Origin of the sequence: Paenibacillus sp. NPDC057886, assembly GCF_042796655.1 — a bacterium.
Lineage (GTDB): Bacteria > Bacillota > Bacilli > Paenibacillales > Paenibacillaceae > Paenibacillus.
In genome coordinates, this window is sequence record NZ_JBHVMZ010000007.1 from 190,102 (window position 1) to 213,060 (window position 22,959).

The 22,959-nt window shown below is 48.3% G+C and carries 22 protein-coding genes and 1 riboswitch; of the genes, 8 read left to right on the top strand and 14 right to left on the bottom strand.

Annotation, left to right across the window (positions count from 1 at the left end; translation table 11 throughout):
* Positions 1-9: 9 nt before the first annotated feature.
* Genes ACFVQB_RS23865 through ACFVQB_RS23880 form a run of 4 tightly spaced genes read right to left on the bottom strand, consistent with a single transcriptional unit; the run spans position 10 to position 3,892 of the window.
* Positions 10-669, bottom strand: a complete 660-nt coding sequence (locus tag ACFVQB_RS23865; RefSeq protein ID WP_379445012.1) for a hypothetical protein — start codon at positions 667-669, stop codon at positions 10-12.
* Complete coding sequence (locus ACFVQB_RS23870; protein WP_379445016.1) at positions 666-1,163, bottom strand: imm11 family protein; 498 nt, start codon at positions 1,161-1,163, stop codon at positions 666-668. The genes ACFVQB_RS23865 and ACFVQB_RS23870 overlap by 4 nt, the downstream gene beginning before the upstream one ends.
* On the bottom strand, positions 1,160-2,287 hold the full coding sequence (locus ACFVQB_RS23875; protein ID WP_379445019.1) for a pentapeptide repeat-containing protein: 1,128 nt from the start codon (positions 2,285-2,287) through the stop codon (positions 1,160-1,162). The genes ACFVQB_RS23870 and ACFVQB_RS23875 overlap by 4 nt, the downstream gene beginning before the upstream one ends.
* Before the next feature lie 24 nt (positions 2,288-2,311).
* The gene (locus tag ACFVQB_RS23880; protein ID WP_379445023.1) at positions 2,312-3,892 is read right to left on the bottom strand and encodes a hypothetical protein; all 1,581 of its coding nucleotides are present in this window, start codon (positions 3,890-3,892) and stop codon (positions 2,312-2,314) included.
* Between the two features lie 280 nt (positions 3,893-4,172).
* Here ACFVQB_RS23880 and ACFVQB_RS23885 point away from each other — a divergent pair, with 280 nt between their 5' ends.
* A complete protein-coding gene (locus ACFVQB_RS23885; RefSeq protein ID WP_109999166.1) occupies positions 4,173-4,511 on the top strand; it encodes a DUF4870 domain-containing protein in 339 nt (112 codons plus the stop codon).
* A 324-nt stretch (positions 4,512-4,835) separates the two neighbouring features.
* On the opposite strand, the gene ACFVQB_RS23890 is transcribed toward ACFVQB_RS23885, so the two are convergent.
* Positions 4,836-6,197, bottom strand: a complete 1,362-nt coding sequence (locus ACFVQB_RS23890) for a nucleobase:cation symporter-2 family protein (protein ID WP_379445029.1) — start codon at positions 6,195-6,197, stop codon at positions 4,836-4,838.
* 1 nt (position 6,198) lies between these two features.
* Complete coding sequence (locus ACFVQB_RS23895) at positions 6,199-6,786, bottom strand: xanthine phosphoribosyltransferase (protein WP_024632141.1); 588 nt, start codon at positions 6,784-6,786, stop codon at positions 6,199-6,201.
* A gap of 307 nt (positions 6,787-7,093) precedes the next feature.
* Positions 7,094-7,193, bottom strand: a riboswitch (purine riboswitch).
* A 269-nt stretch (positions 7,194-7,462) separates the two neighbouring features.
* Here ACFVQB_RS23895 and mscL point away from each other — a divergent pair.
* Complete coding sequence (gene mscL, locus ACFVQB_RS23900; protein WP_379445035.1) at positions 7,463-7,957, top strand: large conductance mechanosensitive channel protein MscL; 495 nt, start codon at positions 7,463-7,465, stop codon at positions 7,955-7,957.
* 238 nt (positions 7,958-8,195) lie between these two features.
* On the opposite strand, the gene ACFVQB_RS23905 is transcribed toward mscL, so the two are convergent.
* Positions 8,196-8,498: a hypothetical protein gene (locus ACFVQB_RS23905; RefSeq protein WP_379445038.1), complete on the bottom strand. Its 303-nt coding sequence runs from the start codon at positions 8,496-8,498 to the stop codon at positions 8,196-8,198.
* Positions 8,499-8,577: 79 nt separating this feature from the next.
* Here ACFVQB_RS23905 and ACFVQB_RS23910 point away from each other — a divergent pair, with 79 nt between their 5' ends.
* Positions 8,578-9,261, top strand: coding sequence for an NUDIX hydrolase (locus ACFVQB_RS23910; RefSeq protein WP_379445042.1), 684 nt, complete (start codon positions 8,578-8,580; stop codon positions 9,259-9,261).
* A gap of 244 nt (positions 9,262-9,505) precedes the next feature.
* Here the strand turns inward: ACFVQB_RS23910 and ACFVQB_RS23915 are convergent, their stop codons facing one another.
* Complete coding sequence (locus ACFVQB_RS23915; RefSeq protein WP_379445047.1) at positions 9,506-10,312, bottom strand: TrmB family transcriptional regulator; 807 nt, start codon at positions 10,310-10,312, stop codon at positions 9,506-9,508.
* Positions 10,313-10,380: 68 nt separating this feature from the next.
* Positions 10,381-11,172: a zinc ribbon domain-containing protein gene (locus ACFVQB_RS23920; RefSeq protein ID WP_076290558.1), complete on the bottom strand. Its 792-nt coding sequence runs from the start codon at positions 11,170-11,172 to the stop codon at positions 10,381-10,383.
* A gap of 348 nt (positions 11,173-11,520) precedes the next feature.
* Here ACFVQB_RS23920 and ACFVQB_RS23925 point away from each other — a divergent pair, with 348 nt between their 5' ends.
* From ACFVQB_RS23925 to ACFVQB_RS23935, 3 genes are all read left to right on the top strand, one after another.
* Positions 11,521-14,091, top strand: a complete 2,571-nt coding sequence (locus ACFVQB_RS23925; protein WP_379445497.1) for a UvrD-helicase domain-containing protein — start codon at positions 11,521-11,523, stop codon at positions 14,089-14,091.
* Positions 14,092-14,207: 116 nt separating this feature from the next.
* Positions 14,208-14,576, top strand: coding sequence for a hypothetical protein (locus ACFVQB_RS23930; protein WP_053779723.1), 369 nt, complete (start codon positions 14,208-14,210; stop codon positions 14,574-14,576).
* Positions 14,577-14,780: 204 nt separating this feature from the next.
* Positions 14,781-15,821, top strand: a complete 1,041-nt coding sequence (locus ACFVQB_RS23935) for a zinc-binding alcohol dehydrogenase family protein (RefSeq protein ID WP_379445052.1) — start codon at positions 14,781-14,783, stop codon at positions 15,819-15,821.
* Positions 15,822-15,935: 114 nt separating this feature from the next.
* On the opposite strand, the gene ACFVQB_RS23940 is transcribed toward ACFVQB_RS23935, so the two are convergent.
* A complete protein-coding gene (locus tag ACFVQB_RS23940) occupies positions 15,936-17,006 on the bottom strand; it encodes a Gfo/Idh/MocA family protein (RefSeq protein WP_379445054.1) in 1,071 nt (356 codons plus the stop codon).
* A 38-nt stretch (positions 17,007-17,044) separates the two neighbouring features.
* Positions 17,045-17,521 (bottom strand): GNAT family N-acetyltransferase, encoded by a 477-nt coding sequence (locus ACFVQB_RS23945; RefSeq protein WP_379445056.1) that lies wholly within the window; start codon positions 17,519-17,521, stop codon positions 17,045-17,047.
* Between the two features lie 284 nt (positions 17,522-17,805).
* Here ACFVQB_RS23945 and ACFVQB_RS23950 point away from each other — a divergent pair, with 284 nt between their 5' ends.
* A complete protein-coding gene (locus ACFVQB_RS23950; RefSeq protein WP_379445058.1) occupies positions 17,806-18,879 on the top strand; it encodes a copper amine oxidase N-terminal domain-containing protein in 1,074 nt (357 codons plus the stop codon).
* A gap of 787 nt (positions 18,880-19,666) precedes the next feature.
* A complete protein-coding gene (locus tag ACFVQB_RS23955) occupies positions 19,667-19,981 on the top strand; it encodes a helix-turn-helix domain-containing protein (RefSeq protein ID WP_379445060.1) in 315 nt (104 codons plus the stop codon).
* A gap of 202 nt (positions 19,982-20,183) precedes the next feature.
* On the opposite strand, the gene ACFVQB_RS23960 is transcribed toward ACFVQB_RS23955, so the two are convergent.
* The 3 genes from ACFVQB_RS23960 to ACFVQB_RS23970 form a co-directional block, all read right to left on the bottom strand.
* Positions 20,184-20,594 (bottom strand): RidA family protein, encoded by a 411-nt coding sequence (locus ACFVQB_RS23960; RefSeq protein ID WP_379445063.1) that lies wholly within the window; start codon positions 20,592-20,594, stop codon positions 20,184-20,186.
* Positions 20,595-20,817: 223 nt separating this feature from the next.
* Positions 20,818-21,789 (bottom strand): M15 family metallopeptidase, encoded by a 972-nt coding sequence (locus ACFVQB_RS23965; RefSeq protein WP_379445065.1) that lies wholly within the window; start codon positions 21,787-21,789, stop codon positions 20,818-20,820.
* A gap of 318 nt (positions 21,790-22,107) precedes the next feature.
* Entirely contained in the window at positions 22,108-22,926 is an 819-nt protein-coding gene (locus tag ACFVQB_RS23970; protein WP_379445067.1) for a hypothetical protein, read from the bottom strand.
* Positions 22,927-22,959 lie beyond the last annotated feature (33 nt).

Genomic DNA, 22,959 nt, shown 5'->3' on the forward strand with positions numbered 1-22,959 from the left:
AATCCCCTCCTATGTTAATAAATCGATTGGTTCATTTCCGTTTCCACTCATCTGGGAGCATGTGAATATCGCCCTTGTTAGAAGTCGCCATAGATGAAGCCGCTCAACCGGAAAACGAACATTTCCTGTGACCGCTCTTCCTTTTACCGATGTAACGAACACAATGTCGTACGCCATTCCCAAGGTTGAGGGTTGAATGGATTCTCCATAGAAGACAATTAGGCTATCTCCTTGTACCGTCTCCTCATGTAACCATTGCGTATCCTTTTTGAGCATTCGTATCTGATCTGTGATGACACTGCCCATTCTCTCAATCTGGCTCACGTGCAATGGATGAGAAGATCTAGATAGCCCTAAGCTGATACCCTTTTGCTCATCGATCCACATGGCCTCATCTCGTTCATGGCTGTTTCTGCCCTCCTTTAGTTTGCCTCGGGGAACCTGGACCAGATCATCCGGTAGAGGAATGATCAATTCACCCTCCCAGATCCGGTGGTTGTTCAACGTGATGCTTTCTTCTTCCATCTCGATCAGACCCTGGCGTACTCCGTATGTAACCTCTTCCTGCGTCATCAGATCTCCACTTGATGCCTCAGCTTCCTGAATGCGCTTCGCCAAACGGAAATCCCGATCCATTTTCAGCAGCATCTCATCACCATATCGGTTCATTCCAGATCCACCTTTCGCAAAACAAAGCCGCTCAAACCTCTGCGAAGCATACTTTCCGCTACATCAAGACGAACGATTACACCACTCCCTCTTACACCCTCCAATGTAAATATGCGTTGATCTCTTACTCTCTCGCTCTGTAATAACAGTTGCTGTATTGAACCATTTGGATATAACAGACTATTATCAGACAAAGCCAACACAGCAGGGATATGACACGCCCAGTAGCTCAGCTGTTCCCCGCTACCTTGATCGATGAAGGTGACCGATTTGAATAAAAGTGCTTCATCGACCATCTCCATCAGCCGCTTCATGCGATCACTGACAAAATATGAAGGCCTACTTATCCAATCGGTCGGCTCTTCATTCGGTTTGCGTTCAATCATCATGACGGATGAAATGGGCAACTCATCAAAACTGGTTTGTAGTGCAGGGGGCCTAAACGGATTCAATATCCGATGCTCCTCGGTCAGTTCATAAAATCGTGGGATCATAACTCCTCCTCTTTCTCATGGGAGACAACCCAGCGTATTGATTCAATCTGCTCTTCACTCAAAACATGCGTATACTGTTCACGGTCATGAAGCCATATCTGTGCCTGACTCAGCTTAGCCCCCTGGAAATCAGCATGGAATAATTGCGCTCCCTTAAGATTGGCGCCTTCCAGATTGGCTCCTGCAAAACAGATTCCCTGAAGACCAAGAGCACCTTCATGGAATTCCATACTCGCTCCGTCACTGACATCACACAGGTCAGCTCCACTCAGACTGCATTCCCGGAACACAGCATCCATGAGTAGCGCCCCTCTGAGGTCAGCTCCACTCAGGTCACTTTGTACCCATCTTGTTCCAATCATTACAGCACCTCTTAAGTCACTCTTGCTCAGATCAGCAAGACTGAAATCAGAATACCTGATATCAACGTGATCAAATAGTCCCTCTGTCAAGGATAGTGACGTATAGTCTGCATAGGCACATTCCAGCCCTTCTGCTAACGTCAATTTCTTGCGAATGTTCTGAATATCCCTATACCGATAGTCCCTGACATACACAGGCTCACTCCAGTCCTTGTATTCACCTACCCTGATCTGAAACTGATCCCCACGGTGGAGGCGTTCCATCTCTTTCAAGTTCAACATATGAGGAACAGCCAAACGTGCAATCGCAGTGACATAGGCATTGAAACGACCCGCAGACTGCAACATCATCCGTTCCGCGTCAGAAGCATTAAGTACACCTCCATAACGTCTCATTTCGATATGAAGAAGCTCTTCTAACGAAGACAACGACTGGAATGCCCACGTCGCATCATATGTATGCAAACACTCTACCTCATCCCAATACCATTGATCGGAGTACGCTTCCAATAAGCAGGTGTAACTCCCTTCCAATATTGATGTTCTCAACATGGAACAATGAAGAATTGAGATTGGTTCTTTCCCGAGTTCCTGTTGTGCCAACTCTGCTTTTAAACAGAGTTGCCGCATAGACTCTACGAATGATTGGATTAACGAGTTTTGATGTTCCATAATGTACACCCGGAGGCTTGAGAGATGATCCTGAAGTACGGGTTCCAATATTTCCTGCTGCAAATGTGCGATCGCTTCCGCTTTGTTCATATCTCTTCCTTTCCCCCCCCCCTGCTAATTCATCTTGATCTCTGCTCCGTGCATCTTCAGCTCTTCTTCCAAAGTGATGGTATTGCCCTTTCCGGTTAACTCAACCTTCTCGCCTGCGATCCGAATGGTTTGTCCGGACATGACGACATCCTGACCCGCAGTAATGCTGACATTCTGATCGCTTACAATCTCGATGCCATTCTCGTCACTGACGGTGATATACATTCCACCTGCCGAGATCACGATTTTGTCTGGAGCCAGCATGATCTCTTTCCCATACTTGGTTCGGAATGTCTTGATGTCCGGATTGCCCATTCGATCTTCGGGCACCGGGGGTGGGGCTACTCTGCTGGCCGCACTTGATGTTCCTCCGCCTGCACTTGCGCCTGAACTATTACGATTGCTCCCACTTGGACTCCCACCAGACTGTCCCGAAGCGCTACCCTTTCCAGCTGCTGGTGATGCGGTCGAAACCTGCTTCGGTACAGCCGGCACGTTCTCAGGATCTTGCCTTTTTACAGAGCTTATGGCAATGCCGTCTTCCTCTTTTTTGCTTGGAAAATAAATACGGATGCTATCATTCACTTCAGGCATGCAATACCAGCCCGTATTGTTCTCGGAAGCATAAATCGTTGAATAGGGGAAGAAATAGGCCGTGCTCTCATCCTGCTGCTCATCCATATCCAGCTTGGCACGAACTTTGTCCCCCTTGACTTGAAGAACCGAGGCTTGTATGGAAGCGCCAATAATGGAAGTATTGTAGCTCTTCTTATAACGAAGCCCCTCCACTGGAAATAAGGAATATGAATGATTTAGCAAACTATCGATGAATCGGGTCTTCGCCTCACCTACAATCCACTTTTTGGATTTAAACTCTACTTCATTCCCCACTTCGAACCATTGCCTGCTGTCCGCTTCGTATACGATATAATCCGGATCTTTGGCACCCGGTACTTTATTTTCCTTGGCAGATCGATAGTCGGCAATTCGTTTGGTTGCTGTGTAATGGGATGCTTGCAATTCACCCTTATACTGGCCTTCGGGTAAGCCAAAATAAAACTTGGGTTTGCCTGACGCTGTATCCGGTACAACTCCAGTGTAGAAATGGGAAGCCATCCTTTTGATAAATTGCCAATCTGTTTCCTCATACTGCATCACAAAATCTCCGATCTTACGGCCGTCTGTAGCAAAGTCAATGACATCTGAACCTTCATAGGGAGAAATAATCTTGCGCACCAAATTCTTGTAGGACAGATTGGGGTTTTGGAAGGAACGCTTGTGCAGTTTTACATCCAGCAAGTAGGTATGGGATACAGCGTCAACCATAAGTGTATGTACATCGTTAATGACGTTCACTTTCACATGTAGTACCACGCCGGAGAAAAACACCTTCTCATGTCCATCGTCATCGGTAATTTTCACTTTAATATCGGTTTGGGATGTTGTTGCCTGGACATAGCTGTCTTTTCGGGCTTCCGGTATCACTGCCGTCATTCTCATTCGCGCATGGCCGTTCATCGTTTTATTCACTTCAAGAGTCTGAAGGCGAACGATTTCGTAAGGTGTTACCCGAACCTGACCGTATGTTGTTGCGGATATATTCATGAATAGGCCTCCTTGCATCTCAAATTAATTAATGGTTTACCCTTTATAATTGTATTTATATAATTCGGAATTTTATGGAATATTTTGAATATGTAGAAAGTCTCAAATTGGATGTGTATATACGCACTTCAATTTTCAAATGAATCCTTAGTCTCACGTTTTGTTTACCTATTGGAGTGCCACCTCTTTTGTCCATCTGGAACATTCCTTGGTCAAACCGGTTCAGATCTGTCCACCTCCCTCATACCTTATATAAAAAGGACAAAGGAGGCTGGACCGGATGTCCCCCATGAAATCATCGAGCGGTCTGGATGAAAATATTGCCGGCATGCTTTGTTATCTGTTCACTTTTATAGGCGGGATCGTCTTTCTGGCTGTAGAGAAACGAAGCCGATTCGTTCTGTTTCATGCACTTCAATCCGTCACGGTATTTGGCCTCATTATGGTCGGTCATGTGTTGTGTGCATTCCTCCCACTGTTTGGGCCGCTGCTGGCATCGCTGTTGTCCCTGCTTGGCGTAGTGGTCTGGCTTCTCATGGTGGTCACCAGTCTGCAAGGCAAATGGCTGAAGCTGCCATGGGTCGGAGATTTTGCAGAGAAACAGATGCGGCATCTGTAATATGTAACGACGTGTCTATCGGCTTCATCCCAAAGTAATTCATCCCTTGAGTCTACATAATAATCCATCTTGTGATCGGTTCAAAAAAGAAAAAACACCGGATCTCCTGCTCTCTAACGAGCAAGGTCTCCGGTGTTTCGTTTGTTATGCCTTCATTAACGATTCACAGGATAGATGATTCATCCCCTGAATAGTTCAAGCCGTTTAACTTTAATATTCACTGCATTTATTATTCATTCCATGAGGAATTTATAGTTAACATAATATCCATGTTGAAGGCGTTTCGTTGGGGCAAGGACAATGACCATTTCATCTCTTTACTTTTTACGCCGACTTGCCGTTATCTCCGAGGATTACATCCGCTTGACGTTCAGCCATTTTGGCAGCTGTTGCTTGAGTACCCAGTCCATTAAAGAGCAAATTCATGAAAATGGCCGTAAAGCTACCGGCAATGATTCCGTTACCAAGCATAATCTGTGCCCAGTCCGGTGCACCTGCGAACAATTGAGGCACAACCGTTACACCCAGCCCCATGCCTACAGAGCAGGCGATGATGAACAGGTTCTCATGACGGTTCAGATCGACCTGGCTGCCCAGAATACGAATACCAGACGATACTACCATACCGAACAATGCGACCATGGCCCCGCCAAGAACAGAACCTGGAACAAGCTGTGCCAACGCAGCAATCTTCGGCACAAAGCCGATGACCACAAGCAGCCCACCTGCTACAACGATAACATCGCGCGTTTTGACACGAGTCATCTGCACAAGCCCTACGTTTTGTGAATAGGTCGTGTAAGGGAATGAATTAAAAATACCGCCTAGCACAATCGCCAAACCTTCTGCACGATAGCCACGGGCCAGATCTTTGGAGGACAGGTCCTTATCCAAAATTTTGCCGAGAGCCATAAATACACCCGTGGATTCAGCCACGCTGACAATCGCCACCAGAATCATGGTCAGAATCGGTACCACCTCAAACGTCGGCGTACCAAAGTAGAACGGCTGCACGACGTGGAACCAGCTCGCTTCACGAATTGGCGCAAAGTTAACTTCACCCATAAGCCCTGCAGCCATTGTACCCACGAGAAGGCCGATCAGCACTGAGATGGAACGAATGAAACCTGTAGTAAACCTTGTCATCAGAATGATAAACAACAATACGCCGAAGCCAAGCAGAAGATGAACACCACTGCCAAAATCCTCTGCGCCCTGACCGCCGCCGAGATCGTTAAACGCAACCGGAATCAGAGTCAGACCAATTATCGTCACGACCGATCCAGTCACGACTGGCGGAAAGAGCCGAATCAACTTACCGAAGATGCCCGAAAACAGCACAACGAATATCCCAGACGCAATGATCGCACCATAAATGGCAGACACACCGCTCTTCATCCCGATTAAAATCATCGGTGATACGGCCTGGAATGCACAGCCAAGCATGACGGGCAGCCCAACTCCGAAGAAACGATTGCCCCATACCTGAAGCAGAGTTGCCACACCACAGGCGAGCAGGTCAATCGCAATCAGATAGGTTAACTGCTCTGTTGTAAAACCAAGGGCCTTGCTGACAATAATCGGTACAACGACAGCTCCTGCATACATCGCCAGCACATGCTGGAGACCCAATGAGAACGTTTTGATCGGATGCCGATGCCGCTGAAAAATACGTTCGCGTGCCATATTAGATCGTGACCTCCTCGTCCGCAAACGTAACTTGTCCGTCTGACAACGCCCCGATGCGAACCAGCGATTCCACACGGTATCCTGCTTCTTTCAGCAAGCGGCCTCCCGGTTGGAACGCCTTTTCAATAACGATGCCAATCCCAACTACTTCAGCGCCTACTTGCTCTACAATGCGGGCCAGACCAAATGCTGCCTCGCCATTCGCCAGAAAGTCATCAATGATCAGTACACGGTCTCCTGGCTGCATGAACTTCTTCGCAACTGTAATTTCATTCGTCTCCTGCTTGGTAAAGGAGTACACCTTCTCCACCAGAATGTCTTCGGTGAGCGTAAGTGACTTCTGCTTCCGTGCAAAAATAAGCGGCACGTTGAGTTCCAGCGCAGTCATGATACCTGGTGCGATCCCTGATGATTCAATGGTCAGTACACGTGTAATGTTCTCCCCTTCAAAACGGCGGATGAACTCCTTTCCCACTTCCTTCATCAGAACCGGGTCCATCTGGTGGTTCAGGAATGAATCCACTTTGAGTACCTGCTCGGACAGAACAATGCCTTCCTGTATTACCTTGTCTTTTAACAATTGCATCGTAATTCTTCCCCCTGTGCGCCCTCTAATACAGAAACCTGCATGACCACCGATCCGCTCTGTAAAAAAAACAAAAAGCCCGCCTTTTTACACGCTGCGGAAGAACCGGAGACGGGAAAAGACGGACTTGTACGTATGTGGACAAGCCGCATGGATACTGCGAGTGTAATGGAATGGAAAAGCATGATAACAGGATGACTCAGAGCAAACCTCTCTCAAAACTCCCTATCGAAATAGGAATATGAAGCTGCCTGAACATTCTTTTTCAGACACACTGCCCAAGAATCCTTTCTCCACATACCTTACAAACGTTGCAGATCTTTCCCGTAGTCCGATCATTCCGGTGATCGGGTAGAAACATGCAGGCCTATTCCTGCACATATACGAGTCGGCATATTTAATTTTTTAGCTCCATGATTCGTTACAATGTATGATCGCGAACCTGAATGTAAAAGTGTGAACGGAACTGATAATGTTAGAAGTATACCGAATCGGCGGCGTGAAATAAAGAAGTATTTTCATGGAAGTTGCGGAAACTTGTCTTAATTTGCATTAAAGGGATGCTTGCTGCGGCGTTTTTATGTACAATATGAGAACGGAAGCGCGTGTCCGAACGGAGAATCGATGGAAACGCCGCCTGTATTATGAATTTATTTGGTAAAGGAGATTTGCAGACATGAAAGGCGTACTGAAGGAATTTAAAGAATTTGCTGTACGTGGCAACGTCATCGATCTGGCGGTCGGTGTCATTATCGGGGCTGCTTTTGGTAAAATTGTCACGTCCCTCGTGAATGACATTATCATGCCACCGGTAGGTAAACTGCTTGGAGGCATTGATTTCAGTCAGAAAATCATTAATCTGGATCAGGATATGAAAACAGCCAGTGGACAGGAAATCACAACTCTTGCTCAAGCCAATGAGGCTGGCGCTACGGTGATTGCCTATGGGCAGTTCATCAACGTGATGATTGATTTTCTCATCGTCGCTTTCTGTATTTTCATGCTGGTGAAGGGTATCAATTACCTCAAAAGCAAAGAACACAAAAAGCCCGAGCCGCAAAAAACGACCAAGGCTTGCAAATACTGTCTGTCCGAAATTCCGGCAGCGGCTACTCGCTGTTCGCACTGCACTTCAGAGCTGGAAGCAGAAGGAAACGGTGCAACAGCTTAATCGTTTCCATGCTTGGAGTGCATCCGAATTCAAATTCTGACCTAAACTCTATATAGAGGACAATTCTAAATATAATAAGGTTTATGTAAAAAAATTCCTGCTTGATCTGTCCGTCATTCTTCTTCATCCGTATTGTTGCAAACCCGCACAGGGCGGGTGGAATCAAATCGGCTCCCACATGAAAGGTCTCACCGTAAAGGTGGGGCCTTTCTTTATCTCACAAGCAGGGTCCTACAAACTAGAATCGACGCGGCAACAAGTGTTCCAAAATCGACTTCAAATCCCGATCTTCCTTATAAACCTCTTTCCCGGTATCGAGCTCTGTTACCCGGATATAATCAAAATTCATCGACGCATCCACAGGTTTAAACAACAATTGGCTCTCGTCTTCCAAACGTACGTTGAATCCCATATCCTTAAACATCGTTGTTAACTGATTGTTTGCCGGTTCCTGACCCTGTCCAACAAATATTAGACCTCTCAGACTTTTACGTTCCTGAGGTTGCGGATAAATGACCTGAAAGTGTACAATGCATTCCATAAGATGGTTCCCCTTTCGTTTAAAACATACTTTGTGAAATTTTGAACTTTAAAACTTGCTATATAAGGAGATACGTATCATGACCCCAGAACGTTTCGATATTTACGACGATCAGCAAAATTGGATAGGTACAGAGCTGCGCAGCGTGGTCCATGCCAAAGGATTCTGGCACTGTTCATTCCACTGCTGGATCGTGCGGGATGAAGGCTCACAGCGGTTGGTTCTATTTCAGCGAAGACGGGATATCAAGGATACCTTCCCCGGATGTTACGACATTACAGCAGCAGGGCATCTCACTGCCGGCGAACAGCTGCATGAAGCCAGTCGTGAGCTTGAGGAAGAACTGGGCGTGCAAGCGCCTTTTGAAACGCTGACCTATCTATTGACTGCAAGACAGCAACTTGAAGGGCAGGTACGTGGTGTACCTTTCATCGATCGGGAATTCAGCTCCGTCTATGGACTGTGCTTGAACCAGCCTCTCGAAGCCTTTACCTTGCAGGCAAGCGAAGTCGACAGCCTGTACGAAGTGCCTTTGAATGACCTGATTGCCTTGTTCCGTGGTGAAACCCATGTGATTCAAGCCGCAGGAGTGCAAGCCGTGCAGTCAGCGTCCGATCAGGTGAATCAGGCAAATCGTAACTCTGTTCCTCTTCCTTTTCAAGCACGTCACAAGCGCGAAATTAGAGCAGCCGAGTTCGTGCCACACGGTACGGAATATTATATCGATGTACTTGAAGCGTTATATCACGTGCCCAAAAACTAACCAATTTTGCCTATGATGAAGTTACGTTCATAGCTTCATTTTCTCAAAAATAGCATGAATTCATACCCTACTACATTAGCTCAACAGGGAACATTTGCTGTGATGAACATCACTGCTTCTGTTAACTAGCATGAAGAGGCGTCTGCCTTATGGCAACGCCTGCTTCCTTTAAGCATGTATTTTGGAGTTCATAGGATGTCTGCTCTATTCACATTGAAGCCGTACTTGCGGGACCTTCAGGCCTTCAATCAGGCTTAATGCCCTCTGAAGGTACGGACCAATAACGTGCTGAGAGGTTTTGATATCGATGCCCGTAACGAGACTCCAGTTCCTCCCCCATATCCTGCTCCAGCTCATACAACACCAATTCCTGAGCAAAATGATTCAGCAGCAGTCCGGTCATGACCGGATGTTCTGTCACCATCGCCTGAGTGGCACCAGATTCTCCGCGCATCCCTAACATGCACCAACGACGATCTACCACTAATGAGAACTTTCGGCCATTACCTGCTCCGTATGAAGGCAAACCAGGCCACGGAGCTGGATGATCCATAATTCCCTCTCCACCATCACATGACCATAACAGGCGCACGCCGCGGTCTTCGGCACGCTGCAAGTCGGCACGCAACAACTCCGCTTCCTCACGCCACACGTCCACCACAATCTCATGTTTGGCCTCAGCCAGTTCACGGCTTAGATTTTCAAATACATTTTTGTCGCCTTCAATGTTGTAAAAGACAGGCTTCTCCGGCTCATGCTGCGGCATACTGCTCTGCACATATTCAAGAGATGCACGCATCTGACCAGAGATCATGCTTGTCATCTCCTCAGGCTTCAACACACTGTATTTCGCAGGTTCGCCTGCGCTGCAGCGCAGGAATCCTCTCTGTTCCAGCCGTTGCAAGGTGGCATATACATTGGAACGGGACACACCCAGCCTTTTTGCAACCTCATATCCCGAGGCCGAACCTTGGCGGGCGAGTTCCACCATAATTTTAGATTCCATCTCGGTAAACCCCAGATGTCGCAAATGATGCAGCAGTTGGTCCATATTCCCGTCCCCCCATGCTGTAAGCAACCAGCGCAGCCACACATTGATTCGGCAGCGCTTCTACTGCATCAGATCTGTTCTGCTCCGCAGCGTGGGCACCATTTGGAACCTTTGGGCAGCTCTGCTGCGCAAATCTGACAATTCACCATTTCGCGTGGCACTTCGGTCTGTACGTCCACCGTGTTCACGATCGGATTATTTTCTTTCCAGTACCGAATGCGCTCATCCAGCTCCTGCTGGCGCTCACGCTCCCGTTGCATTTCTTCATCCCGACGGCGTTCCCACTCGGCATCGAATGCTTCCTTTTCCTCTTGAGTAAACTCCGTACTGTTATACTCGGATTCGGTCTCCAGGTCCGCAATGGACGGAATTACCGTGTGATACGGTTCAGCTTCCTCCAGTTCCTCTTCAACTGGTGCATCATAGATTGGTCGCTCCGGGCTTTGGGCCACGGCTGCTTCCTGTCTCGCAGGGTTTGTCGCCCCTACAGATGCTGCTGCGGGTTTGAATTCACCCAGCTTACGTCCGCATTTCGGACAGAAGTTGGCATCCAGTGAAGCGACGTGTCCACACTCGCATAAGCGCTCATTTTTGAGTTGTGCAATCTTGTTGCGCAGTCCATCGATCTCGTCCTGCAATTCATCGCACAGCCCGGATAAATCCACCATCTCTTTTTCGGCACGCGTCATGTCCTGTGCGCGATAACCTTCATAAAAGATACGACCCATATCTGTAAAATGGACTTCCTGTTCCTGTTGCAAGCCCACAATCTGATTATTTATTTTTCCGATTTCAACGGCGTGCTGGGCACGCTCTGTTGCTTTGTTTGCTCCGTTCTTAATCCGTTGAAGCAGTTTCATGACTTCTCCTCCTCTGTCCCGTCAGAAGTTGAACCTATTGATTCAACACCCATTTGTTCCAAAACTCATTTTCATTTGATTTTTTTATAGTATATAACTTATACGATATCATGCCAAAAAGTTGCGAAATCGCGCGTGAATGCCCGTTTTCTGCCGATGCTGGATGAATTCGGGGGCTTTCGTCAGGACCATACGTTCGGGTATAATGAAGCTTTGGCCCTGCTGATCCGCCTAATTGGGCGGTTATCCCTATCATACCAATTTACAATGCGATTGTGAAAAGGGCAAATGAATTACTTTTAAGCCGGGATAGTCCTATCCCTGAATGCATATAGAGGTGGATGAATGATGTTAAGTCCGAACTCAACGTTTTACCCCCGTCCGCTCGGGGTTACCCCGGCGGCATCCTTGCCCCAGTCCCCTTCAGCGCCACTGGAGACCAGCAGGCAGCTCGTTGCCAGCGATGAACGGGATGCACCTTATTTCCGCTCTCTGGAAGAGGTAGGCATCCGTCTGAACGGACCCCAGATCTCAGCGGTTCGCCACGGTAAAGGGCCCCTGCTGACTCTCGCAGGAGCTGGCTGCGGCAAAACAACCGTACTGGCTGCACGAGCCGGCTACCTGATGGAGGTTAGTGGTGCTCACGCGGGAAGCATCCTGCTGGTGACGTTCACGAACAAAGCTGCCACTGAGATGAAAGACCGCATCGCATCGCTGCCTGGCATTCGCCCCGCGGCCGCACGAGCGGTGCAGGCCCGTACATTCCACTCCTTCGCGCTGACGCTGCTGCGTCATTACGGCGTGCAGGAGGAGATTTTTGGCGAGTCTCGTGCGCAGCATACCGTGCTCAAGATGCTTCTGCGTCAGAATGGCATGAGTGAGGCTTTTCAGCCTGAGAGTCTGCTGGCTATGCTGTCCGCTTGGAAAATGCAAGGCTCAGAGACGAGCGACCTTCCCGAGAAATCACAGGAGGAACGGGATGCCAAACGTGTTCTCCTGGGTTATGAAGCCTGGAAACGGGATCGCAACAAAATGGATTTTGATGATATTTTGCTGCGAGCTGCCGCTCTGCTTCGTGATCCTGCTGTACTGGGACCGCTTCAGCAGCGTTTTCAGTACATCATGGTCGATGAGTTCCAGGATACCAACAGTCTGCAATATGAAATTGTACAAAAGCTGGCTGCCGCCCACCGCAATCTGATGGTTGTGGGAGACGATGATCAGACGATTTATACGTTTAATGGGGCACGGCAGGAATCCATTTTGGAATTCGATAAAGTTTACCCCGGTGCACGCATCGTGACGCTGGATATCAACTACCGCAGCGATGCGCGTATCCTGGGACTGGGCAGTGAATTGGTCGCCCGGAACAAACGAAGACGTGACAAACGGCTGCGCGCAGCCGGACATCGTGGAGATGCGCCCCGGTTCGCAACCCCCTCCAATACCGAGGAGGAAGCAGCTTGGGTTGTTAATCAGTTGTGTCAGCAAGTCGAGGAAGGTCTGCATACGTATCGGGATATCGCGATACTGCACCGGACAGCCAGCAGCAGTCGGGCTATATTCGAGCAGCTTGTGTTGAAAGATGTGCCGTTTGTACAACACGGCGCTTCTCCGGTCTTCTATGACCAGTCACTGATTCGACCGCTGATGGATCATATGCGCTTGTCCTTGAATCCACGTGCTGTAGATGCTCTGCCGAGTGCGCTTGGGCCTCTCTATGTATCCCGCGATGCCGGACTGGAGTGGATTCAGCGCAGTGAAGAGCAGCAAGCGAAGAAATATCCGCTCATCCATCTTGCCAAATGGGACAAGCTGAAGCCTTTTCAGCAGGAACAGGTCAAGGAACGTATCAAGCTGATCAAATCACTGACGAAGCTAAAACCGGTGATCGCGATCCAGGAGATGCGCCGCCAGTTTTACGACAAGTATATGGAAAGCGGTGATCCCAGTATCTTTACCCATTACAAGGAAACGATGCTGGAGACACTGGACGAATTCGAAGCTGCGGCCAAAAAATTCGAAACCGTTGAGGAGTTCATCCAATTCGCCGATGAACTCTCCCGCAGACACCGCGAGATGGAATCACTGCGTCGTGCACAGGACAGCGATGCAGTCCAGCTGATGACGATTCACCGGGCCAAGGGGCTTGAATTCCCATGTGTGTACTGGATCGGGGCCAGCGAAGGAATCGTGCCTCACAGCACGGCACTACGGCAGGATATCCCCGAAGACCAGAAGGCTGCCCTTACGGTGCAGCAGACTGATGCCGAACTGGACATGGCTCTGGAAGAGGAGCGACGGCTTGCCTATGTGGCAATCACACGGGCCAAACAGTACTTATACGTCACTTCTCCCGCCAGTCATCACGGAAAACCGGCGGACGTTTCTCGCTTTCTGCTGGAAGCCTTCGGCATGGAGGTACCGGACAAACGCAAGAACCGCGAGGAAGGCCGGACTGGCAATCACGCGTCATATAGCAAAGGTAATGGCAACGGTCAGAGCTCCCGCTCTGGTGCCCGTTCTGAAAGTAGGGACGTGATGCACAGACGGACAATCAGCAACAGTGACCGTGATTTCGATGTTCACAACGAACGTGACGATGATCGGCTCAGTGAACGGCGTGGCAGCGGAGAAATCCGCAATCACAAGGCGTTCAGCACCGCGGGTGTAAATCAGACAGCTCCGTCCTCCAACAGTTCGGGTTCCCATTCTTCAGGTGCGGAACGCACAGAGACCGTAGCGATCTGGAAGTGCAGTTCCTCCACCTGCAAAGCATGGCTGCGCCAGAAACCGGATGGTCCTTCAGCCAAGGCATCCAAAAAGGCAGCGTCTGGTCCTCCGGCTTGTCCGCTATGTTCAGGCACAATGGAGGCCAGTACCCGTAAGGTTCCCGTAAACGGGCGGTTCGGAAGGTAAAACTGGATACTCTAATGAATAAATAAGGTGAACGATCGCCATTCGTTTCAGGACGCTTCCTGCTGTTTATTAACAGTAGAAGCGTCTTTTTTCCATTTTAGAATGGAGGTTGGATTATGCAGGACGGCAAGAAGCATTACTATGTATCAGTAACCCATAATCTCATTGAACAGACTAAGAACGAATCAACACCGTTTGAAGTCATGGTGGACGATGAACAGTTAAATCGGCTGAAAGACCTGATGAAAGTGCTGGAGGATGAAGATGCCTATACATTGCAACGAGCTCCGGTACCCTACAAATCGGCTGATCATGACGAGGCCACGGAACAATTTTCGGACGGCATGACGTTACTGTACACGTTTCTCTACGACCATGGCACCTCGGATACCCGGCAGGCGATTGAGAGCATGAACGTACTTTCACGGCTGCAAGATACGGATTATGATGATCCGGGGTATGAGAACTCACCGCTAAATAAATGAACTCTTATCACAAAGACTTCCTCTCCGATGAATTCAGACCAATGGTCTGTTTCAGGAGTAACGGAGTCTTTATTTTTTTACAATCCAGCCCCATTAGTATCATTATTGATACTATAAACCAAAAATGATACTACTGTTTATTTTTGATATTATACTATATATTTTATATATAAACTTATTTCTACGAGGAGGATAACTATAGCAATGGGAAATCCAATCATGATGAAAGCGTTCGGATATTACGAGCCTGGGCTAGAGACCGACATACCACCATTTCAGGAGGTAGAAGTTGAGAAACCAAAACCTACAGGAAAGGATTTACTCGTTGAGGTGAAGGCGGTGTCTGTCAATCCGACGGATTGGAGATCGCATCTTTCCAAACATCCGGACGATTTATCCCTGACCGTGCCTGGTCGTGATGTAGCGGGCGTAGTAGTGGGCATCGGCTCCGATTGCAATTTGTTCGACGTTGGTGACGAAGTGTATTATGCGGGGAGCAATATGCGCCCAGGCGGACACAGTGAGTTTCATTTAGTAGATGAACGAATTGTCGGCAGAAAGCCGAAAAATCTGGATTTCGCCCAGGCGGCAGCTTTACCTCTGACAAGCCTTACGGCAGGAGAAGCTTTTTTTGAGCGCTTGGGCATTTCCAGGAATGCATCGGATAACGAAGGCAACAGTATGCTTATTATCGGGGCAGCGGGAGGCGTCGGGTCGATCGCTACTCAATTAGCCAAGTTGGCTGGACTTAAAGTTATAGCAACTGCCTCTCGTCCCGAATCTGTCTCTTGGGTAAAATCAAACGGAGCAGACCATGTGATCAACCATCGTCAACCATTTGGACCACAACTTAAAGATCTCGGACTCGCTGGTGTACAATATATTTTCGTGCTAAATCATATAGATGAGCATATGGATGAGATGGCAGAAGTTATTTTGCCGCAAGGAAAAATTTGTTCCATTCTGCCATTTGAAAAACCAGCCGAACTTCAAAAGTTATTCTCAAAAAGTGTAACGCTCGTTTGGGAAATGATGTTCACCCGTCCGATGTTCCAGACAGATGATATGATTGAACAACATCTTCTACTTAATGAAATCGCAGATCTAGTGGATGCTGGCAAGATTCATACAACGATGGCAGAGCGGATTAAACCGATTAATGCAGCTAACCTGCTGGAAGCCTACCAAAAGAGCAAATCGGGCACTGCAATTGGCAAAATCGTGTTAGAAGGGTTTGAAAAGTAACGTATATCCGTTTTGTCTGATCACGATCAATGAATCAACCAAAGGGTGTTGTCTCTCCAATGATAAGATGGAGAAACAACACCCTTAAATACCTCGTTAGATTCAATCTCTATATCAGTCCAGACGAATCTCTTGACCTTTTTCGGCTGACTCGTAAATTCCGCACAGCATCCTTGTCGAAGCCACACCATCCGCAATTGGACTGATTGGCTCGGTACCATTCAGACAACAATCCACAAAGTGATCAATCTGATTCTGGAAGGCACCGTGAATATCGAGACCTTTATAGTCCGTCTGGGGTTCAATGTTCAGGATGGTATTGTGTTTCTCGGTAACGATTAGCGTCTCTGGCTCCAGCTCAAACCCACCACGCTCGCCGTACAATCTGACTGAAGATTCTTCCCCACGTGCATGCAGGGTAAAGCTCACATCTACCGCCAAAGAAGCCCCGTTCTCGAAGCGAATCAGCGCATTCGCCATATCCTCCACATTGTTGACAGCAGAACTGTAATCTGCGGCTTTGTAAAAAGAAAGATGCTCGATATGGGCACGATTGCCCAGTTTTCGATACGTATTGCCACTCACCGAAACAGGTTTCGGTCTACCCATCAGATACCAGCATTGGTCGATAATATGTACGCCAAGATCAATGAGCGGGCCACCGCCGGAACGGTTTTTGTCGGCAAACCAGCCTCCGGGATTTCCCAAGCGACGCAGGATAGAAGCTTTGGCATAATACAATTCACCAAACTCACCCGCATCGATGAAACTGCGCATCATCTGCATATTGTTGTCATATCGACGTACAAATCCCACGACAAAGGTACATCCACTTTTCTTCACAGCCTCTTCGATCCGCAGTGCATCCTCCACATTGGTTGCTACCGGTTTTTCCAGCAGCACGTGCTTGCCTGCTTCCAGGGCAGCGATGGCAAATTCGGCATGCGTATTATTCCACGTACAGATACTAACGGCATCCACATGCGGGTCCTTCAGCATCTCACGATAATCGGTGTACACTGATTGTGCATCATACTTCTCTGCTGCCGCTGCTGCACGCTGTTCGTTCAGGTCACAGATGGCGTAAATGACGGCATTCTCATTCTTGGCATAACATCTCATATGAAGATCCGAGATGGAGCCTGTACCGATCATGCCGATATGCAGCATTTTGCTTGTGCTCATCTTCTTCCTCCCTTCCTTTTCCAGAACATGAATATCGTCTAGTCTGCCCGGAGCATGCCTTTGTAAATCCCAGGTGTTGAATTTTCGATCTTCACGGCCCCCAGGGTCTGAGCATAGAAATCCACAGGTCCCGCCGATCCAATAATCGCGTAAGCGTAACCATCTGCTTTCATGGCGTGCATACAAGCCAACAACAGCGCTGTACCGACACCTTTGCCCCGTGCCTCCTGACCAACACCTGTTGGACCAAAGAAATTACGACACGTTGCTTCATAACAAGCGAAACCGATCATTTTCCCATGCTCAAGCGCAATATAACAAGTTACGGGTTGACGTGCAAAAGCTACATCACATTCATCCACCCAGGGCTGGCTAAAATGGGATCTCACCCAATTCAGCACAAGCTGCTTCTCTGGTGCAATGGCTCTTCGGATAACAATGGAGGACTCCTCCAACTTTTTCAGTCCACTCTCTTGCTCAGGCAAATGGTAGAGCGCCACCAACATATCACTCATATGATTGTTTCCCCTCCTCATATTTGGATGCTCCCAAACCCCATGTAATCCAAGATTAATTCAAAGTCTGAATCACACGTTTTCCACTCATTGATCCTTAACCGCATCCTGCTTCTTATAACCGGGAATATGGCCTGTTTTTCAAATAATAGACTAACATGCTGCTCACATTAATTACATCAAAGTGCAACACTGGACGAAGTTGTCCCGTCTACAAGGATGGAACGTGGCCTTAATAGGAGTTTACCGCGTCATAACCAAGATGAGAAGGGATGAAATCAACGATGAACAACAACATGAAAAAAGTTAGCGCCCTGATGGTCCTGTCCTTGGCCCTGGGCGGGGGAGCCGTATACGCAGCAAACCTGGACAGCATTCAGCCCGTCAATTCAACTTCCGTATCAGCCGATAGCAAAGGAACTGAAGCCGTAAAAGTATCTGTGAACGGTGCACCGATGACTGACGGTTATTGGAACAAGGATGGTCAAGAACCTATGATCGCGCTGCGTGATCTCACCGAAGCACTTGGCATTGATCTGAAATGGAACAAGGAAAACAAATCTGCTGAGCTGACAAAAGGTACCCTCTGGACACTTGTTACCACAGGCAAAGACCAGTATTCAGTCAATAAAATGCTGCTTAAGCTGGGAACAGCGCCTGAAATCACAAATGGCACACTGTTCGTACCCGCTTCTTTTGCAGAAAAGGTACTGCACGGCCAGGTGACAACCAAAGGAAACCAGGTCACCATCTCCAGTGAAGAGGAAGTGAAAACCGTTACTGAGCGTGGGGTCATTACGGGAATTAACAGCGAAGGCAAGTATCAATCCATCCATATCGGCGGCGCAGGGACAGACGGTATCGTGCTTAATGTTGGTGAAGATACCACTTTCAAATCCGCGGATGGCAAAGATATCAAGCTTACCGATCTGACCATTGGCATGAACGTGGAAGCTGAGCATTCAGAGATTGCAACCCTCAGTTTACCGCCGCAAACCCCTACTTACCAAGTCACTGTACTGGATACTGCTGCTTCGGATTCCGAAGCACAACCAAAAGAGGTTCTGGGTACAGCAGGTACGATTGAAAATGTAAAAACAACACAAGATAACGTTACTCAGATCGAGATCTCCGGCTCTCGTCTGACAGAAACAGCTCCGGACCATGTTATCCTTAACATTAGCAAAGATACACAACTGGTGAATCATCAAGGAGAAACGATCAAACCAGAGGAACTGACCAAAGGAGCCAAAGCGATTGGATTCTATAGCCCGGTCCTGACTCGCAGCCTGCCGCCAATCGGAACGGCTTGGAAAGTGGTCATTGAAACACCAGCCGAACAACCTGAAGCGAAATAAGCTGTAAAGGAACGTACGGTATAAGCCGCTTCGCACGTTGTATGCAGCGGTTTGTAAACTAACATCATGCTGAAATAACCTTATCCGTCCTGTGCTGTGCTCTTGCACCCAGGGTTGGGTAAGGTTATTTCTCTATGCTGTATATTACATCGCTTAGTTAAGTTAAATGGTGAAGCCTGCGATTGATATGTCAAATTGCCACATTGATCCCATCGTGATGTTCAGTAACCACAATATCCAAATTTGTATCTTGTTTGGTAGATACAAAAGAATTAAATGGACAAACATAGCCAGGGTTTAGCAAATTATAAATGTTATTTGGCTATACTCAGAGTAAAAAGCAAATTCAAGTATATTTAAATATGCTTTTGGGTTGAATAATATTCAGCACAATGTATCAGCAAGATTCTGTTTACAGATCGGATTGGATATAAAAAGGTTCCATATTGATCGTTGACAGATATTGACGAAAACGAGATAGTTCTTCGATCGCTCTCTCCTTCTGCTGAAATGTACCTACGGTAAAAGCAGATTCGAAAGAACGGTTCCTTCGTTTGATGTTTCGAGTGTAAGAGCAACAGATTTGACGATAGTTTTCTCATCTTGGCTGATGATCCACATAGTGGGTTTCTCCTCTCGGGTACGTATAATTCTATGCAACAAATTGTACACTTTAATCCGCCCAAAAGCAACATTACGTTTCTTATAAGCATATTTAGAAACGATTTGTTTCCTTTGCTGTATGCAACAAAGAGTTGCATTATACTCCTCATATAGAGGTGATATCATGTTAAATGGTGAACGATTAAGAGAAGGACGTATTGCACAGAACCTAACTCAAGAAGATATGGCAAAAAAGCTCGGTATCACTCGCCAAGCTTATGGTAATTATGAATCTGGTAAAAGAGATGTAGATTCGCAGACTTTAGTGAATCTTGTGAAGATATTAAATGTTTCTGTAGATTATTTATTGGGGTTATCGACAATTAAGACCCTCGAACATAATCTTCAAACTGAGATCATTGAAATTCAAGACTGGACAGATAAAGAAAAAGAATTAGCTAAACTCATAATAAGCAATTGGAGAAAAATAAACTCATAGAATTTAAAAAAACCAACCGTTAATGGTTGGTTTTTTTAACTGTTGACAAAAAAATCTTAGAATTAACTAATCATTCCTCTAATCTCCTCAAAGTTGCTATGAAGAGCGGAAAATTTATAAACTTGCCTAACAAATCTTTTAGTTCCTCAACAAACTTGCTAACTGCATCTAGAGTTTTTCTTTATAGACATCCATGATGGCTCTATTTCGTTACTTCCATATCCGCTTCCGCTTCGACAATCGCTTCCACTTCGATTTCGACCATCAACAGGGGATCGATGAGTGCACGAACCTCCACCATCGTAGCTACAGGCTGGATCTGTCCAAAAAATTCACCATGAGCCTTGCCCACTTCTTCCCACCGGGAAATGTCGGTTACAAACATGCGGGTTCTCACGACATGAGACATGTCTGCACCCAATTCTTTCAGTGCATTTTCAATGGTCTGCAAAATAAATCTCGTCTGTGCATATGGATCACCTGCTCCAACCACAACACCGTCCTGCATGGCCGTAGTACCAGCTACCTCAATTCGGTTGCCAACACGAATGGCACGGCAATATCCCACAAGCGGCTCCCATGGAGAACCCGTAAACACCTGCTGTCTGCTCATTCTGCTTCCCCTCGCTTTAATTGTATTTTCCTTGATTAATCTCTGAAGTATATCAGTCCATTGTCCTTCCGGACAAGGAAATCCAGCTTCATTCCAGTTTGATTCTGCGCATATCAAAAAGCCTTGTAAGACCACCAGTTCACCTCGTCAAATGGCGGTCTTACAAGGACTTGGGAATAACAGTATAGACGCTATGCTAAAACATGTAGCAATTCACTTATGTTTACAGCTTAATGTTAGCCTCGTCAAAGTATTCTTCAAGTGTCAGGCCACTTTTCACAACATCAGGAGCCAGATCAGTGCCGACATAGCGAATATGCCATGGCTCGTACACATAGCCGGTTATCCCTTCCTCACCTTTCGGATAACGGATGATAAACCCATATTCTGCTGCATGCTCAGCCAACCACTGGCCTTCTTTCGATGTGCCAAACACCTCTTCCAGCGCATTGCCTACACTTGGACTGGAAACGTCAATCGCTAGTCCGGTCTGATGTTCGCTGTGGCCTGGCACAGAGCTTACACGATCGGTGTATTCTTGACCTTTGGTTTTGACATTGTTGTTATAGATCGAAACCTGACGCTGATAAGAACGATATCCAGATACCGCACGAAGCTCAATGTCGTCCGCTTTGGCACCTGCAAACAGCTTCTCCAACGCCTCGGCAGCTTCCTTGCGCATATGGCGCTTTTCATGCGGTCCGTCGAAGGAGAACGGCACGTTAGGCTCCACCAGATCATCTGGCTCGTACCCTTCAGGCAAGCTGCGCTGTTTATTAACGATCACGGCCATCGCTTCTGCGTTGGTCACTACCGATTGTGCATCAATCGTCGTTTGCAGCGCGCTAATGCTGCGTTTCTCCATCAGGGGGTCCTCTGCTGTGGCTCCATTGCCTGCGTCAGAAGAACTCTCTCCCCCAGTTGAAGCATTGCCGGAACCACTATCCGTACCTTCATTGTTATTGTCCGAAGATGAGCTGTCATCCCCACCTGTGTTGTTGCCATCATTGCCCGTATCCTCAGTCAAATGAACCGTGGTACCGTCCGACTCTTGCTGTGCGCTTCCTGCTGCGTTCAGATTCTGGTTCTCCTCCGAGCCCGAACCGTCCTGGCAAGCGGATAACAAAGCTCCGCATATCATAAGTGAGGACAGCATGACCGCAATGTGGCGCTGTCGTCCTGTACGTAATTTCATGTAAAAACTCCTATCGGATATTGTAATAATGATTGCAGCATTCGTGCATGTGGGCTTGTCTTCCCTGCGACAGTATACCTTAATTTGCAGCAAAGCTCCACCTGTAAAGACCTCCTTGAGAGCAGGTCATCCTAAAGATATGCCGGGTGTACAGCTTGTACGGTCGTTTTTTGGACTTTTAGAGCCCTATCCCAAGCTTCTACACACAAGAAGCGAATTGGAAATGTATATATCCATTTTGGATAAAAAGGATTGCGCCGATGCACATCACAAACAAGCGGGGGATGATCTGAGATCTCCCCCGCTCCGAATGGTGCATCATTTGGTTGCCGGGCTGTCCTTCTTCTTCTTTTGGACAGCCTCCCACATCCGCGCAGCTACGCGCTCGCGGATCAATGCCATCCCTGCGGTGGCAGGCACGCCTGGCAGCAGCGCCGCCAGTTCCGGCGTTGCCGGGGGCTTCCCCGGCTGCGCCAGCCGCACCTTCACAGCGCCGAAGCCAGGCCCCGGCTGGTGCATGGCGCCGTCCGCGGCTGCCTCGGCGATCCACTCGCCGACGGCTGCGCCGCCTTCGCCGCCCCGCGCCTGCGGGCGGCCGGCCGTTTCGGCTGCGCGGCCGGGGCCGCTGGGATCATGGGCGAGTTCTTCCGCCCATGATCCCAGCACGCCGGCGAGCAGCGCTTCGCGCGGCAGGCCGGCGTGCGCCAGCTGCAGCAGCGGCTCGGCCGCGAAGCGCGCGGCAACGGCGCGCTCAGCGGCCGCGGCATGCGCGCAGCCCGGGCGGCCGCAGGTGCACGCCGCTGCGCCGCCCGCGCTCAGCGAGCTGCTAGCGGTGGCTGTGCCCGGCGCGGCCTCGCTTGGCGCAGCGGGCAGCAGCCCGGCGAGCTCCGCCGGGGCAGGGCCGCCGCGCAGAAGCGCATACAGCGCCAGCGGACGCTTGCGCAGCTGTGCCAGCACTGCCTCCCGCTCAGCTTCACTGAGCTGTGGCAACGTGCCTGTTACCGTGAATAAGCCTTCGGCTAATTCGGTCTTGCTTGCAGCTGCGAATGCCTCTTTGCCTGCATCAGCAGCTGCACTAACTTCTGCTGTCCATCCACCGGGGGACATATGCAGCTCTACATTCCATTTTTCGCTCACAACAATCCCCCTTCCTATCATTACACTCTGCAT

Coding starts and splice junctions, on each gene's coding strand:
- ACFVQB_RS23880 (WP_379445023.1), bottom strand. CDS start 3,892: ATGAATATATCCGCAACAACATACGGTCAGGTTCGGGTAACACCTTAC.
- ACFVQB_RS23915 (WP_379445047.1), bottom strand. CDS start 10,312: ATGGACCAACTGCTGCATCATTTGCGACATCTGGGGTTTACCGAGATG.
- ACFVQB_RS23865 (WP_379445012.1), bottom strand. CDS start 669: ATGAACCGATATGGTGATGAGATGCTGCTGAAAATGGATCGGGATTTC.
- ACFVQB_RS23910 (WP_379445042.1), top strand. CDS start 8,578: ATGACCCCAGAACGTTTCGATATTTACGACGATCAGCAAAATTGGATA.
- ACFVQB_RS23920 (WP_076290558.1), bottom strand. CDS start 11,172: ATGAAACTGCTTCAACGGATTAAGAACGGAGCAAACAAAGCAACAGAG.
- ACFVQB_RS23960 (WP_379445063.1), bottom strand. CDS start 20,594: ATGAGCAGACAGCAGGTGTTTACGGGTTCTCCATGGGAGCCGCTTGTG.
- ACFVQB_RS23950 (WP_379445058.1), top strand. CDS start 17,806: ATGAACAACAACATGAAAAAAGTTAGCGCCCTGATGGTCCTGTCCTTG.
- ACFVQB_RS23890 (WP_379445029.1), bottom strand. CDS start 6,197: ATGGCACGCGAACGTATTTTTCAGCGGCATCGGCATCCGATCAAAACG.
- ACFVQB_RS23940 (WP_379445054.1), bottom strand. CDS start 17,006: ATGAGCACAAGCAAAATGCTGCATATCGGCATGATCGGTACAGGCTCC.
- ACFVQB_RS23885 (WP_109999166.1), top strand. CDS start 4,173: ATGTCCCCCATGAAATCATCGAGCGGTCTGGATGAAAATATTGCCGGC.
- ACFVQB_RS23935 (WP_379445052.1), top strand. CDS start 14,781: ATGGGAAATCCAATCATGATGAAAGCGTTCGGATATTACGAGCCTGGG.
- ACFVQB_RS23925 (WP_379445497.1), top strand. CDS start 11,521: ATGTTAAGTCCGAACTCAACGTTTTACCCCCGTCCGCTCGGGGTTACC.
- ACFVQB_RS23965 (WP_379445065.1), bottom strand. CDS start 21,789: ATGAAATTACGTACAGGACGACAGCGCCACATTGCGGTCATGCTGTCC.
- ACFVQB_RS23945 (WP_379445056.1), bottom strand. CDS start 17,521: ATGAGTGATATGTTGGTGGCGCTCTACCATTTGCCTGAGCAAGAGAGT.
- mscL (WP_379445035.1), top strand. CDS start 7,463: ATGAAAGGCGTACTGAAGGAATTTAAAGAATTTGCTGTACGTGGCAAC.
- ACFVQB_RS23870 (WP_379445016.1), bottom strand. CDS start 1,163: ATGATCCCACGATTTTATGAACTGACCGAGGAGCATCGGATATTGAAT.
- ACFVQB_RS23895 (WP_024632141.1), bottom strand. CDS start 6,786: ATGCAATTGTTAAAAGACAAGGTAATACAGGAAGGCATTGTTCTGTCC.
- ACFVQB_RS23905 (WP_379445038.1), bottom strand. CDS start 8,498: ATGGAATGCATTGTACACTTTCAGGTCATTTATCCGCAACCTCAGGAA.
- ACFVQB_RS23930 (WP_053779723.1), top strand. CDS start 14,208: ATGCAGGACGGCAAGAAGCATTACTATGTATCAGTAACCCATAATCTC.
- ACFVQB_RS23955 (WP_379445060.1), top strand. CDS start 19,667: ATGTTAAATGGTGAACGATTAAGAGAAGGACGTATTGCACAGAACCTA.
- ACFVQB_RS23875 (WP_379445019.1), bottom strand. CDS start 2,287: ATGAACAAAGCGGAAGCGATCGCACATTTGCAGCAGGAAATATTGGAA.